At 60.6% G+C, this 14,060-nt stretch carries 15 protein-coding genes and 1 tRNA gene; 7 read left to right on the forward strand and 9 right to left on the reverse strand.

From position 1 onward, the window contains the following. Positions 1 to 40 precede the first annotated feature (40 nt). The 7 genes from fdxA (at position 41) to AC07OE_RS08685 (ending at position 4,506) form a co-directional block, all read left to right on the forward strand. Positions 41 to 370, forward strand: a complete 330-nt coding sequence (gene fdxA / locus AC07OE_RS08655; RefSeq protein ID WP_495070163.1) for a ferredoxin FdxA — start codon at positions 41 to 43, stop codon at positions 368 to 370. Positions 371 to 383: 13 nt separating this feature from the next. Then, the gene (locus AC07OE_RS08660) at positions 384 to 1,448 is read left to right on the forward strand and encodes an NAD(P)/FAD-dependent oxidoreductase (protein ID WP_495070164.1); all 1,065 of its coding nucleotides are present in this window, start codon (positions 384 to 386) and stop codon (positions 1,446 to 1,448) included. 66 nt (positions 1,449 to 1,514) lie between these two features. Continuing rightward, positions 1,515 to 1,590, forward strand: a tRNA-Asn gene (locus AC07OE_RS08665). Between the two features lie 90 nt (positions 1,591 to 1,680). After that, positions 1,681 to 1,956 carry a DnaJ domain-containing protein gene (locus AC07OE_RS08670; RefSeq protein ID WP_495070165.1) on the forward strand — a complete coding sequence of 92 codons (276 nt, stop codon included), beginning with the start codon at positions 1,681 to 1,683 and terminating at the stop codon, positions 1,954 to 1,956. A 12-nt stretch (positions 1,957 to 1,968) separates the two neighbouring features. Continuing rightward, positions 1,969 to 2,520 carry a hypothetical protein gene (locus tag AC07OE_RS08675; RefSeq protein ID WP_495070166.1) on the forward strand — a complete coding sequence of 184 codons (552 nt, stop codon included), beginning with the start codon at positions 1,969 to 1,971 and terminating at the stop codon, positions 2,518 to 2,520. Between the two features lie 16 nt (positions 2,521 to 2,536). Beyond that, positions 2,537 to 3,286 (forward strand): hypothetical protein, encoded by a 750-nt coding sequence (locus tag AC07OE_RS08680; protein WP_495070167.1) that lies wholly within the window; start codon positions 2,537 to 2,539, stop codon positions 3,284 to 3,286. A gap of 2 nt (positions 3,287 to 3,288) precedes the next feature. Next, positions 3,289 to 4,506 carry a hypothetical protein gene (locus AC07OE_RS08685; RefSeq protein WP_495070168.1) on the forward strand — a complete coding sequence of 406 codons (1,218 nt, stop codon included), beginning with the start codon at positions 3,289 to 3,291 and terminating at the stop codon, positions 4,504 to 4,506. 25 nt (positions 4,507 to 4,531) lie between these two features. Here the strand turns inward: AC07OE_RS08685 and AC07OE_RS08690 are convergent, their stop codons facing one another. The 9 genes from AC07OE_RS08690 to AC07OE_RS08730 form a co-directional block, all read right to left on the reverse strand. Further along, positions 4,532 to 4,870 (reverse strand): L-rhamnose mutarotase, encoded by a 339-nt coding sequence (locus AC07OE_RS08690; RefSeq protein ID WP_495070169.1) that lies wholly within the window; start codon positions 4,868 to 4,870, stop codon positions 4,532 to 4,534. A gap of 20 nt (positions 4,871 to 4,890) precedes the next feature. Further along, a complete protein-coding gene (locus AC07OE_RS08695) occupies positions 4,891 to 6,453 on the reverse strand; it encodes a methyl-accepting chemotaxis protein (RefSeq protein ID WP_495070170.1) in 1,563 nt (520 codons plus the stop codon). A gap of 21 nt (positions 6,454 to 6,474) precedes the next feature. Then, positions 6,475 to 7,251: an L-fucose dehydrogenase gene (locus tag AC07OE_RS08700; protein ID WP_495070171.1), complete on the reverse strand. Its 777-nt coding sequence runs from the start codon at positions 7,249 to 7,251 to the stop codon at positions 6,475 to 6,477. Positions 7,252 to 7,280: 29 nt separating this feature from the next. After that, a complete protein-coding gene (locus AC07OE_RS08705) occupies positions 7,281 to 8,168 on the reverse strand; it encodes an L-fucono-1,5-lactonase (protein ID WP_495070172.1) in 888 nt (295 codons plus the stop codon). Further along, the gene (locus AC07OE_RS08710; RefSeq protein ID WP_495070173.1) at positions 8,165 to 9,460 is read right to left on the reverse strand and encodes an L-fuconate dehydratase; all 1,296 of its coding nucleotides are present in this window, start codon (positions 9,458 to 9,460) and stop codon (positions 8,165 to 8,167) included. The genes AC07OE_RS08705 and AC07OE_RS08710 overlap by 4 nt, the downstream gene beginning before the upstream one ends. Before the next feature lies 1 nt (position 9,461). Then, complete coding sequence (locus tag AC07OE_RS08715) at positions 9,462 to 10,316, reverse strand: fumarylacetoacetate hydrolase family protein (RefSeq protein ID WP_495070174.1); 855 nt, start codon at positions 10,314 to 10,316, stop codon at positions 9,462 to 9,464. Between the two features lie 127 nt (positions 10,317 to 10,443). Then, positions 10,444 to 11,385, reverse strand: coding sequence for an ABC transporter substrate-binding protein (locus AC07OE_RS08720; RefSeq protein ID WP_495070175.1), 942 nt, complete (start codon positions 11,383 to 11,385; stop codon positions 10,444 to 10,446). Positions 11,386 to 11,489: 104 nt separating this feature from the next. After that, a complete protein-coding gene (locus tag AC07OE_RS08725; RefSeq protein ID WP_495070176.1) occupies positions 11,490 to 12,488 on the reverse strand; it encodes an ABC transporter permease in 999 nt (332 codons plus the stop codon). Between the two features lie 30 nt (positions 12,489 to 12,518). Continuing rightward, entirely contained in the window at positions 12,519 to 14,039 is a 1,521-nt protein-coding gene (locus AC07OE_RS08730; protein WP_495070177.1) for a sugar ABC transporter ATP-binding protein, read from the reverse strand. Between the last annotated feature and the right edge of the window lie 21 nt (positions 14,040 to 14,060).

Genomic DNA, 14,060 nt, shown 5'->3' on the forward strand with positions numbered 1-14,060 from the left:
ACCTTGTTGCCACATTTACTACTACTAGCCGCCAAACAACATGACACACATCGTCACCGAAGCCTGTATCAAGTGCAAATACACCGACTGCGTGGACGTGTGCCCCGTGGACTGCTTCCGCGAAGGCCCCAACTTTCTGACCATCGACCCCGATGAATGCATCGACTGCGCCGTCTGCATTCCCGAATGCCCGGTGAATGCCATTTACGCCGAAGAAGACGCGCCCAAAGACCAGCAGCACATGATTCAGCTCAATGCCGAGCTGGCACGCCTGCCGGGATGGAAGAGCATCACCAAGCGCAAAGCGCCCCTGCCCGAAGCCGACGACTGGAAAGACAAAACCGGCAAGCTGTCTGAACTGATCCGCTGACGCGGCACACGGCATGGCTGTACCCGTCATTGAAGCCGATGCCGTCGTGATAGGCGCAGGCCCGGTGGGCCTGTTCCAGGTCTTCCAGCTCGGCCTACTGGAAGTCAAAACCCATGTGATCGACGCCCTGCCCTATGTGGGCGGCCAGTGCGTCGAGCTCTACCCCGACAAACCCATTTACGACATCCCCGCAGTGCCGGTCACTACCGGCCGCGGCCTGACCGAAAGCCTGCAGCAGCAAATCGCCGCGTTCGGCGCGCAGATGCATTTGGGTCAGCAGGTTGCATCCGTACAGCGTCAGGACGATGGTCGCATCCACCTAGCCACAACCCATGGCCAAGCCTTTGTGACCAAGGCCCTTTTCATCGCCTCGGGGGTGGGTGCATTTGTGGCACGCAGCCTGCATCTGGAAGGCATCGCGGCGTTCGAAGGCAGCCAGTTGCACTACCGCACGCCGGCTGTGGATAGCCTGTCCAAACGCCATGTGGTCATTCACGGCGGTGGTGACGCCGCGCTGGAATGTGCGCTGCAGGTGCTGGCCCCCGACAACACCCACCGCCCGGCTTCGGTCACGCTGGTGCACCGGCGTGATGTGTTGGTGGCAGAGGCCGACACCCTTGCTCGCGTACAGGCGCTACGCGCGAGTGGTGCGTTACGCTTTGTGGCCGCACAGATCACCGGCTTTGAGGCGACCGATGGCGTACTCAAGGCGCTGCAGATTCTGGATGCGGAAGGCAAGACACGCTCACTGCCCGCCGACCAGGTCCTGGTGTTTCTCGGCGTTTCACCCAAAATGGGCCCCATTTCCAAATGGGGCGTGGCCATGGAGCGCAAACAAGTAACGGTGAACACCGAAGACTTTGGTACCAATGTGCCTGGCATATTTGCCGTGGGCGACATCAACACCTACCCCGGCAAAAAAAAGCTGATCCTCTGCGGCTTTCACGAAGCGACATTGGCCGCATATGGCGCCATGCCCTTCATCTTTCCCGAGAAAAAAGTGATGCTGCAATACACCACGACCAGCCCGCGCCTGCATGCGCTGCTGGGCGTGCAGACGCCGCAAAAAAATGCGTGACTTTTTTCAAAAAAACCGGCGCTTTCCAAATCACCCAAAAAATCACGCTATAATTCAAGGCTTCATTCCTCAATAGCTCAGTTGGTAGAGCGCCGGACTGTTAATCCGTAGGTCCCTGGTTCGAGCCCAGGTTGAGGAGCCAGACAAAGCCGCAAGGCTGCAAAAACCCCGCTGCCAAACACAGCGGGGTTTTTGTTTTACGGCAGAAATGCGCTTCCATGAAAGCCGTCGCATGAAAGACCATTACGCAGCCCTCGGGCTCAACAGCGCGGCCACGCTGTCCGATATCAAGAAGGCCTTCCGCCAAAAGGCCGCGCTGTACCACCCTGACCGCAACCCGGCTGCCGACGCAGCCCAGCGGTTCCGGGAGGTTCAGGAGGCCTATGACGTGCTGTCCGACGATGACAAGCGCCAGGCCTATGACGACAACCGTCGCCGGGGCCTGCTGGACAGCCCGATTGAGACCGCACGTGAAATCTGGAACGCCTATTTCGGCCGCATTCTTTGAGTTAGACAACCCATGAGCATTTCCCCATTTTTCCAACACCTGCGCAGTGCCTACGAAGCGGAGATTGACGATCTGGCATCGGACTCCGAAGGCACCCACGTGTTGCCCAAAAAGCTGGCCGAGCGGCGTAAGGAGCTGGGCTTTTTGCTCAGCATGCTGGAGCTCAGCCCCGAGATGGTGGCCGTGGTGTTCCACCAAGCCTTCCGCTTCAAGTCGCCTGCTGCACTGAACGATTTGCTCTCGCACGAATCAGAAGAACTCCCCGAGTGGAGTGAGTTGAGCGACTCCATCGAAATTGCGCCCTGGGCCCGTCCGCTGGCGGAGCAGGTGCTCAAGCAGCCCGCCGGTCCCTGGTTCATGTGCGTGGCCGCGGCACTGGAATACATGTATGCCCGCCCCGACAGCCGCCCTGCCGCAACCCATGGCGAGGACGACGAAGACAGCGACACGAACGCCGAAGACGGTGGCCAGGATGGACTGGACGAGGACGAACGCGAAGCCCGCGTGAGCGAGGAAGAAGGCGCCGCCTGGATGGTCGAACAAGGCTTTGACCACAAAGACTGATTGAGCTGAGAACACGATGTCCCAACTTGCCCTGATTGAAAAAACCCAAGCCCTCATCGCCGCTGGCGACATCGTGGGCGCCGAATCCGTGTTGACCGAGCTGGCTGACAGCGAAGGCGATGGCGCCCTGATGGTGGTGCTGGAGCAACTGCCGCCCAAAGACATTCTGGCTGTGATCCGCGAGTACGACGACTCCAAGGAATCCATCGTCAACCTGCTGATCACACCGCAGCAGTTCGCGCACGCGGTGGTCATTGAAAAGCAGTACAAGGACCTGACCCGCACCCACCTGCGCGGCATGATGAACTCGGTCATCTTCCGCGATGACGCAACCGATGCCGTGGAGTTTTTGACTGCGATTGGTGACCTCGAAGGCGGCAGCGAAGCCCTGGCCGACTACTTCACCGAAAAGTGGAGCCGCGTGGAGGCCTTTGCCCGTACCGGAACCTTTGACACGGTGGAGGATGACGGCGAAATGCTGTCCGAGCAGGCACTGTTGCAGTCCGCCTATGTGCGTCCGCGTGTGGAGCTGGACGAAGTCGCCGACCAGGACTGGATGCAACTGGCATGGCTGCTGCGCCACGAAGTGCCTGACCTGTTCATTGAAATGCTCATCGTCTTGCGGGCCAAGGCCCGTGCCCATGACATGGGCCTGGAGGACGAAGAAGAGGCCGAGGAAGACGACGGCAAGGTAGAAACCGGCGACACCGACCGCGGCAAAGCCACGCCCGCTGCACGTGAAGACGACGAAGAATCCGCCATCTGACCATGTCTGCGCAGCCGCAAGCCGTCTCCCTGTTCGATGCCCGCCCCTTCTTCGAGAAGGCGCTGTCCTATGGCGTGCAGCACGGCCTGATAGACCAGGCCAAGCTGGATGCCATATGCGCTGATGCACCCAAGGGCATGGTGCAGATTGCCCGCTACTTTGGCACCGAGTTTTTGCGCCCCGAGCTGGAGCAGGCCAAGGACCGCATGGTCAACCTGGTAAGCCTGTACCTGGAACACAGCTGCGACGGTGACCTGCACCGCGCGGCCGAGGCGCTGCGCGATCACAGCTTTCTCTCGCGCTCCAAAGGCGGCTCCGACATGCTCAAGGCGCTGATCGCCATGCCGCAGAGCACGCACTTTGGCATGAACGAACGCAGCGGCTTTCGCGACGAGCACATCCCCCAGCTGGCCAAATGGGCCCTGCGCAGCCTGCCCGACTACCAGGCCGAACTCGCTACCCGCAGCAGCGTGGCTGCCGTGGTGGACGCAGCCCTGTGGCTGGCCCAGCAGCTGGGTGTGGACGAAGACGCACTGGAAGAAGCCGGCAAGGACGCCGAGGCCGTGATCCGCACCGCGCTGCTGGCACTGGCCCTCAAGCGCACCAAGATGCCCGACTGGGTGCTGTTCGAAAAAATGGTGTTGGCGCTGCGCAAGAAGTTCGCCACGCAAACCGACAAGTTCAACATTCCCCTGCCCAAGGGCTTGCCCGACGAATACGCAGAGACCGTGGAGGCCGTGCGCCAATCGCTGTTGCAGGATGCGCCGAAGTGGCTGGAATCCACCGTGCCCGCGCGCAAGCTGTTTGACCAGACGCCGGCCTTCATGGGTCGCTATTTCTGGCAAGAAGACGCGCTGGCCGAGGTGGAGCACTTTGCCCGCGCCACCAGCAAAGCCTGGGACAAGGCCACCGGCGGCAATGACGACGAGAGTTCGTTGCTTACGCTGTTTTTGTGCATGGCGGCAGGCAGCACGCCCAAGACATTGCTGACCGAGAAGGCCGCAGCCACACTGGTGCGCAAGATCCGCAAGTCGGGGTTGAAACCTGAGCTCGCCCGTGCATTCATTGCGGAACACGCTCCGGCCCAGCACCAGGATGACTACGCCAGCCTGTGGGACAACTTCATCGAGGACGCGCTGCCCACACTGCAGAGCGACCACGACCACACTTTCAACGATGCCATCGCCCTGCTTCGGCGGGAATGCCATATCGGGGCTTGAAGCCCTGGGCAATTGACCTGCGCGATTATTGGGTCGCCAAATCGAAGATCTTGGCCATGGGCACCCATTTCTCCCCTGCGGGTGTCCATGGCGTGGGCGCCTGGTAGGTCCACATCAGGGTCTCCCAGCGCACGATGGCCGGGTTGTTCAACGACGCATGGGCCATGCCTTCGGCGCTGTACACCGCAGGGTCCACCTCCATCACCATGAACAGGCGCGTGCCCAAGCGGTAAATCTCCATGCCCAGTACGCCCTGGGTGCGCAAGTGTTCCCGCACCTCGGGCCAGATTTTTTCATGGGCTTTTTCGTACTCGGCAATGCGCTGAGCATCGTCCACCAGATCCAGGGCCAGGGCGTAACGCATGGGGATTCCTCTTGTGCATGTCAGGCGGGTACCGCCCTGATTCTGAACTGTGCCACTGTACCCACCAAATCATGGGCCTGGCTTTGCAGGCTGCCGGCTGCGGCAGCCATCTGCTCGACCAGCGCGGCGTTCTGTTGCGTGGCTTGGTCCATCTGGCGCACGGCCTCTCCTACTTGGGATACACCTGCGCTCTGCTCTGAACTGGCTGCGCTGATTTCAGACATGATGCCGGTGACGCGCTGAATCGCCGACACCACCTCCGCCATGGTCTCACCGGCCCGGTCCACCAGTTGGTTCCCCAGAGCCACACGCTCCACACTGGTGTCGATCAACTCTTTGATCTCTTTGGCGGCCTGCGCAGACCGGCCCGCCAGCGAACGCACTTCCGATGCCACCACGGCAAAACCGCGGCCCTGCTCTCCCGCACGGGCGGCCTCTACGGCAGCGTTCAGCGCGAGGATGTTGGTCTGGAATGCAATGCCGTCGATGACACTGATGATGTCGGCAATTTTTTGGGAAGACTCGTTGATGCCTTTCATGGTCTCCACCACCTGCCCCACCACCGCTCCGCCCTGCGTGGCCACAGTTGATGCCGTCATCGCAAGCTGACTGGCTTGCTGGGCACTGTCGGCGTTTTGCTTCACGGTTGAGCCCAGCTCCTCCATGGAGGCAGCGGTTTCTTCCAGCGCACTCGCCTGTTGTTCGGTACGGGCACTGAGGTCGTTGTTGCCATGGGCAATTTCAGAGCTGGCCGTCGCCACAGCCTCGGACCCAGAGCGCACCGACAACACCACCTGGACCAGGTTGGCCTGCATGCTCTTCATGGCGGCCATCAGGCTGCTGGTGTCGTTGTGATGCACCGCAATGTCCTGGGTCAAATCTCCCGCGCCAATGTGCAGCGCCACCCGTGCCGCGTCCCTGGGCTCGCCTCCGAGCTGCGACACCAACAGCCTGACAATGACCAAAGAAACGCCCACGGCCAACAACACACTGACAACGGCAATCGTGCCCAACTGCAGCAGTGCCGCTTTGTAGACCTTGTTGGAATCGTCGAACGCCACCCGGTTGGCGTCCTGCTGGTAGCGCATGCCGGCGTCCAGCGCACTCTGCCAATCCCCAATCGCGTCCCCCACCAGTTTGAGGGCTTTGATCGCTTCAGAGTCGCGGTGCTCCTGTACTGCGGCGTAAAGACCGTCCAACAGCGGCCCGGCCTTCTGATGGGCGTCGTCGACCTTCTGCCAAGGCCCTTGGGTTTGCGAGAAAACATCCGACGTCGACAGCTTTTCGCGGACCTTGTTGTAGCGCTCTGCCTCGGCCTTGTAGGCCTTGATCTCGTCGAGGATTTCTGCATCGCTATTGAGCAGAATGATTTTGCGCACCGAGAGGCTGATGTTGGAGACCGATTTGTGCAGGTCATGCGCAATTGCAATTTGCGCATTGTTGGTGGTTTCCATTTGCACCAGGTTGGCATGCATGCGGCGCATCATTTCGGCATTGATGGCACTGGACACCAGGTACACCACCACCAGCAAACCAAACCCGGCGTACAGAATTTGGGAAATCTTCAGATCAGAGAGCTTCACTTAGTGTCTTTTCCGAAGAACCTAGGACAAGGCGCGATCCAGATGGGTGTAACCGCCGTCCACAAAAATCCATTGACCCGTGGTGTGCGACGACGCATCGGACAACAGGAAGACGCACATGTTCGCCATCTCTTCCGACGTGGTCATGCGGTGGCCCAGCGGAATCTTGGCGGTGATCGCTGCCAGCTTCTCTTGCGGCTTGTCGAAGCTGTTGATCCAACGCTCATAGAGCGGCGTCATGACCTCGGCGGGGATCAATGCATTCACCCGGACGCCGTCTTCCAGCAGTGCGGCAGCCCATTCCCTCGTCAGGGAGAGCTGGGCCCCTTTGGACGCACAGTAGCCGCTGGTGTTGCCCTGCCCAGTTACCGCCGTCTTTGACGACACGTTGACGATGGCGCCCTTCACCACCTTGAGGTGCGGCACGCAGTAGTGCGCCATGGTGTAGTAGTGGATCAGGTTACGCTCCAGCGAGCCAACAAAAGCATCGCGGCCAGCATCCAAGCCGATGTTGTCGTTAATACCGGCGTTGTTCACCAAGCCGTCGATGCGCCCAAAACGTTCTACCGTCTGCGCCACGGCGTCGCGGCAGGCGGCTTCGTCGGACAGTTCCACCTGCACGAACAGGTGCTGGCGGGCCAAGGTCTTGAGCTGCTGGGCAAAGTCCTGAGGCATGGGGCTCTTGCCGAACACCACGGGGATCGCACCTTCCCGGGCCAGCGTGAGCGAGATGGCCGCGCCAATGCCACTGGCGCCACCAGTGACGATGACCACCTTGTCTTGTAAATGCAAATCCATGGGAACTCTCGGTCAAATGTCTATGGGGGTCAATCTGCCAGGGCCTGCACATTCAGGCCATAGCAGCGAATGGCATTGCCACTCCAGAAGGCGTCTTGCTCGCGCACGGTCAGGCGCGTGCTGGCCCATTTGTGCGCCAGCCCGTGCACCACGTCATACGGTGCCGCCAGCTGGCACACCGGCCAGTCGGAACCAAACATCAGTCGCTGCGGTCCGAACGCATCCAGCGCTTGGTCAAAGCAGGACAGGATGATCTTGGCATCATCGGGGCTTACCCCCGCACGGCCACTCCAGTCGGCCTCGGTCACTACGCCCGAGAGCTTGCACATCACATGGGGCAACGTGGCCAACTCGCGGATGCAGCTGCTCCATCGGCCGGGCACCTCGGTGCTGCGGGCCCAGTCTCGCACTGCGGGCTTGCCCACATGGTCCAGCACCAACCAGTGCTGGTCGTGGCGGGCACAAAACTCGGTCACGCTGGGCAACTGGTGGTCAAACACCAGCACGTCATAGACCAAACCCCGCTGTTGCACCGCACGCAGCCCAGCACTGATGGCAGGCGCATTCACCCAAGCACTCACATCCGCCTCGTCCTGCAGGATGTGGCGCAGGCCTTTGAAGGCCGCGTGGTCAGCCCACTGCTCCAGGTGGTGCTCCAGATCAGCAGCACCCAAGTCGGCCCACCCGACGACCCCCAGCACCTCGGGGTTCTGGTCGGCAAGCCGTAGCAAAAAATCAGTCTCGGCAGACAGCGTGCGGGCCTGCACCGCCACAACGCCGTCCACCCCCGAAACGCCCATCGCCGCTTCACAGTCCGAGGGCATGCAATCCTGCTTCAGCAGGGGCATGGCCTCACTGATCCAGGGAAACTCCTCGGCGCGGTAGCGCCAGTAGTGCTGGTGGGTGTCTATCTTCATGCCGCAATGGGTTGGGGTTGGAAGGTGTACTGCGTGAGCGATGCGGCCTTCATCTCGATCGAGAAACCTGCCGCTTGCGGAGGCATGTAGGCAGCGTTCTCGATCACGCATGGATCCACAAAGTGCTCGTGCAGATGGTCCACGAATTCGATCACACGGCCTTCGCGGGTTCCGGCAATGCACAGGTAGTCGATCATGGACAGGTGCTGCACATACTCACACAGGCCCACGCCACCGGCGTGCGGGCACACCGGCAGGTTGTACTTGGCGGCCATCAGCATCACCGCCAGGATTTCGTTGACACCGCCCAGGCGGCAGGAGTCGATCTGCACCACGTCAATGGCGCCGCGCATGATGAGCTGCTTGAAAATGATGCGGTTCTGGCACATCTCGCCCGTTGCCACTTTCATCTTGCCGAGCATGGATTCGCGAATCTGGCGGTGCCCTTCGATGTCGTCGGGGCTGGTGGGTTCTTCGATGAACCAGGGTTTGGCGAATGCCAATTCCTCCAACCAGCCGATGGCTTGCGGCACTTCCCACACCTGATTCGCGTCGATCATCAGATGACGATGGGGGCCTAACACCTCGCGGGCAATGCGCAGGCGGCGGATGTCGTCGGCCTTGTCGCGACCTACCTTGAGTTTGATGTGGTTAAAGCCAGCGTCCACAGCCTCTCGGGCCAGGCGACGCAACTTCTCATCGTCATAGCCCAGCCAGCCAGCAGACGTGGTGTAGCAGGGATAGCCCTCGCGCTCCAGCGTGGCCCAACGCTCCTCCTTACCCACCGCGCGTTCACGCAGCAGGGCCAGGGCTTCTTCGGGCGTGATGCAATCGGTGATGTAGCGGAAGTCGATGAGCTTCACCAACTCTTCGGGGCTCATGCGCGCCACCAGCTTCCACACCGGAACACCTTCGAGCTTGGCCCACAGATCCCACACGGCGTTGACCACGGCGCCCGTAGCCAGGTGAATGGCGCCCTTGTCCGGACCAATCCAGCGCAGTTGGCTGTCCGAGGTGATGTAACGCCAGAAGCGCCCCATATCCTCGGCCACCCAGGCCATGTCCAGGCCCACCACCAGGTGGCGCATGGCTTCGATGGCGGCGCAGCAGATTTCGTTGCCGCGGCCAATGGTAAAGGTCAGGCCGTGGCCTTCATTGCCAGGCTGGTCGGTCTCCAGAATCACATAGGCCGCGGAATAGTCCGGGTCCGGGTTCATGGCGTCCGAACCATCCAGATGTTGGGACGTGGGGAAGCGCACGTCGACGACGCGCATGTTGGTGACTTTGGTCATATCAGGCCTGTACGGTCTTTTGGGTTTGGGTCCCCAGGCCATCGATGCCCAGGTGAATGGTCTGGCCCGCGCGCAGGTACACCGGTGGCTTCTGGCCCATGCCCACACCGGGCGGGGTTCCGGTGGAAATCACATCGCCCGGCTGCAGGCTCATGAACTTGCTGAGGTAGGCAATGAGAAATTGGACCCCGTAGACCATGGTGGAAGTGCTTCCATTCTGATAGCGCTTGCCATCTACCTCCAGCCACATCTTGAGGGCTTGTGGGTCGGGCACCTCATCGGCGGTGACCAGCCAAGGACCGGTGGGGCCGAAGGTGTCACAGCCCTTGCCCTTGTCCCAGGTGCCGCTGCGGTCCAGCTGGTATTCGCGCTCGGACACATCGTTCACTACGCAATAGCCCGCCACGTGGGACAGCGCGTCGGCTTGCGCGATGTAGCGGCCGCCCTTGCCAATGACCACGCCCAACTCCACTTCCCAATCGGTCTTGACCGAGCCGCGCGGAATCTCCACCTGGTCATCGGGGCCGACGATGGCGCTGGTCCATTTGTTGAAGACCACGGGCTCGGGCGGCACCTGCATGCCACTCTCGGCCGCGTGGTCCGAGTAGTTCAATCCAATGCAGATGAACTTGCCCACGCTGCCCACACAGGCACCCAGGCGCAAGTCTTTCTGCGGAGTACCCGCCACCAGGGGCAGGCTCTCAGTGTTCACGCCACGCAAACGCCCCAGGCTCTCGGGCAGCAGTGCAGCCCCGGCCACATCGGCAATCTGTCCCGACAGGTCGCGCACGCGGCCTTGGGCATCCAACACACCGGGCTTCTCCTGACCTGGCAATCCGTAGCGTACTAATTTCACAGTCTTTCCTTTTCAGTCAACAAAATCAGGGCACCCGCGGAACTGGGCTCTACCAGGCCGCTGGGTGCGCCCCCCTCCCGCCGCAGGCGAGAGAGGGAGGAGCGGCGCAGCCGCTCAGGGGTGCATTTCAATCGTAAAGAACGGCCGCAATCTTGGCGTCCTTCATATTGCTCTTGTCGTAGTAGTAGAAGCCGGTGTCGATGATCTTGGGCAGCGCCTCACCCTTAAGAGCCTTCACCGCAGCCTCTACCGTCTTGTAGCCAATGCCCACAGGGTTTTGGGTGATGGAGCCTGCAATAGTGCCGTCGTTGATCATGTCCTTTTGCGCCTTGCCGGAATCGAAGCCGATGATGACCAAGCCCGTCTTCTTGGCTTCCTTGATACCTTTGCCGGCACCGATGGCTCCGGGTTCATTGGTACCAAAAATACCTTTGAGCTGGGGGTGTGCCTGCAGCAAGGCTTTGGCAATTTCAGCAGACTTCAGCTGGTCGCCACCGTACTGCACATCCACCACCTTGATCTTGGGGTATTTGGCCTTGATCTGGTTCAGGAATCCGTCGCGGCGGTCCACACCGGTGCGGCTGGTCTGGTCATGGGCGATCACGGCCACTTCACCTTCGCCACCAATTTTCTCGGCCATCTTGTCTGCAGCCAGAGCAGCAGCAGCCACGTTGTTCGTAGTCGCTGTGGTCACTGGAATGTCACTGTCCACGCCCGAGTCGAATGCGATCACCGGGATTTTGGCCGCTTGCGCCTTCTTCAGCAGAGGAATGGACGCCTTGCTGTCCAGCGCAGCAAAGCCAATGGCAGCTGGCTTCTTGGCCATGGCCGCAGACAGCATGTCGATCTGCTTGTCCACTTGCTGTTCGGTTTCTGGGCCTTCGAAGGTGACCTTCACCTTGTAGTCCTTGGCGGCTTGGTCAGCGCCCTGCTTCACAGCTTGCCAGAACTGGTGCTGGAAGCCCTTGGAGATCAGGGGAATGTAGACCTCCTGGGCCGTTGCGAAGCTGGAAAAACCAGCCAAGGCCAGGCCAGCAGTCAGGGCCAGTAGTTGTCGTTTTGCGTTCATGGGTTGTCTCCTGTTAGAAAAAGTTATGTCACACGGAATCACGAAAAAAAGCGAGAGAGAAATCGAAAAAGTAGGCGTCGGGCATGGGGCGTGGTGCGGTCTCCTTATTTCTTGTTGCGGCGCAGGTTGTCGGTGTAGACCGCCAAAATGATGATGAGTCCGGTGAGCACCATCTGCCACTCTTGGGCGACCGACATGATGCGCAAGCCATTGATCAGTACGCTCATGATGAAAGCGCCAATGATGGTTCCCAGAATCGTGCCCACCCCACCGCTGAGCGACGTGCCGCCGATCACCACGGCGGCGATGGCATCCAGCTCGTAACCCTGGCCCAGTGCGGGCTGTGCGGAGTTCAACCGCGATGCAATCAACAACCCCGAGACGCCACAAATGCCACCTGCAAAGGTGTAGATGATGACTTTCCACCGGTCCACATTCACACCCGAAAGGCGAACCGCTTCTTCGTTGCTGCCCAGCGCGAAGGTGTAGCGGCCTAGCGCCGTCTTGTTCAGCACCACCGCACAAACCACCGCCACCACAAACATGATGAGGACCCCATTGGGGATGGGTAGCGCAGGAATGAGATCGCCGATCAGCGAGCCCAGAGAAATCTGGTCAAACCCCTCCACATCATTGAAGTAGATGGGCCGGGTGTGGGTAATCAGCAGGGACAAGCCCTTGAGCAACATCATCATGCCCAGCGTGGCGATGAAGGGAGGTACCTTGAGTTTGGTGATCGCCAGGCCAGAAACACAGCCCGACAACGCCCCCATAGCCAGTGCACACACAACGCCCAGGGGCATGGGCATCCCCAAATTCACCATGAATACGCCCGCCATCACAGCGCAGAAGGTCATGAGCACACCGACCGACAGGTCAATACCCGAAGTAATGATGACAAAGGTACTGGCAATGGCCAGCACGCCAATGACCGTGGTGGATTGCAGGATGCCGATGATGTTGTCCTGCGTCATGAAGGCATCGGGCTTGAGGACGGTGAACACCACGATCAGTGCAATCAGACTGGCGAAGGCCAGCAGTTTTTGCTTGGTCTGGCCGCCAGACAAGCGCGCCAGCCAGGAGGGAGAGTTCGATTCAGACATGGAAGAGTTACCTTGGTGTTTTTATGAATGTCAGTGCACAACGGCCGCGGGGTTGTCCGTCTCGCGCCGCGTGGCCAGGGCCATGAGCTGCTCTTGCGTGGCCTCGTCGCCGCGCACTTCCCCGGTGATACGGCCTTCGCACATCACGAGCACACGGTGGCTCAGTTGCAGCACTTCAGGCAGTTCACTGGAGATGACCACAATGGCCCGACCCTGAGAAGCCAGGTCGTTGAGCAGCTTGTAGATTTCGCTCTTGGCACCCACGTCGATACCGCGTGTGGGTTCGTCAAAAATCAGTACCTCGCAGTCCTGCACCAGCCACTTGGCGATCACTACCTTTTGCTGGTTGCCACCGGACAGCAGCTTGGCGGTTTGTGTCAGCGTTGGCGTCTTGATGCGCAGCTTCTCCACCATCTGCTGCGAGATGGTGCGAATGGCCGGGCGGTTCAGGAACACGCCCCACTTCAACCAGCGCTTCAGACTGGGCAGCGTGATGTTGGACTCGACGTCCATGCCCGTGGCCAAGCCAAAGTGTTTGCGGTCTTCTGACAGGTAGCCAATACCGGCCTGCACGGCGTCCTCCGGTGAAGTGAGCCGAATGACCTGTCCGCGCACGCGCACTTCGCCCGACTCCACCGGGTCTGCGCCAAACACGGCCCGCGCCACCTCGGTGCGGCCCGCGCCCATGAGACCGGCAAAACCCAGAATCTCGCCGCGGCGCACGCTGAAGTTCACATCGCGGATGGCACGCCCCCGGTTCAGGCCACGCACCTCCAGCAGCACCTCATTAGCCGAGGTATCGGGAATCGTCTTCTCGGTCTGCTCCAGCTTACGGCCTACCATCATGGCGATCACGTCGGACATGGGTGTTGTAGCAGGCACGGTGGCAATGTAGGTGCCATCGCGCATCACCGTGATGCGGTCGGCAATGCGCTGGATCTCGTCCATCTTGTGCGAGATGTAGACAATGCCAACGCCTTCCTCTTTCAGCTGGCGGATGATGCGAAACAGGTCTTCAATCTCGGCGTTGTTCAGTGCGGCAGTGGGCTCGTCCATGATGAGCACGCGCGACTTGTGCGACAGCGCCTTGGCGATCTCCACCATCTGCTGGCGCGCCACTGTCAGCTCGCCAATCGGCGTGGTGGGGGCCAGCGCCAGGTGCATGCGGTCAAACAGGGCCTGTGCGTCGCGGTTGAGCTGGTCTTCGTCCAGAAACAGGCCTCCCAGTTTGCGCGGCTCACGCCCCAGATAGATGTTTTGTGCGGCCGTCAGGTGGCCCATCAGATGCAACTCCTGGTGGATGATGCCGATGGCCAGCGACTGTGCGTGGGCCGGACTCTCGATCTCCACCGGCTTGCCATCCAGCAGCACCTCGCCACTGTCCTTGCGGTAGACGCCAGCCAGGATTTTCATCAGCGTGGACTTGCCCGCGCCGTTCTCGCCCATCAGGGCATGCACCTCGCCCGGCATCAGGTCAAAGCGCACACCGTCCAGCGCCTTCACGCCAGGGAACGATTTACTGAGGTTTTGTAGGGAAACCAGTGGGGTCACGATCAGGCCTTGTGTGTTGCG

This window comes from Rhodoferax sp. GW821-FHT09E07, assembly GCF_059416145.1.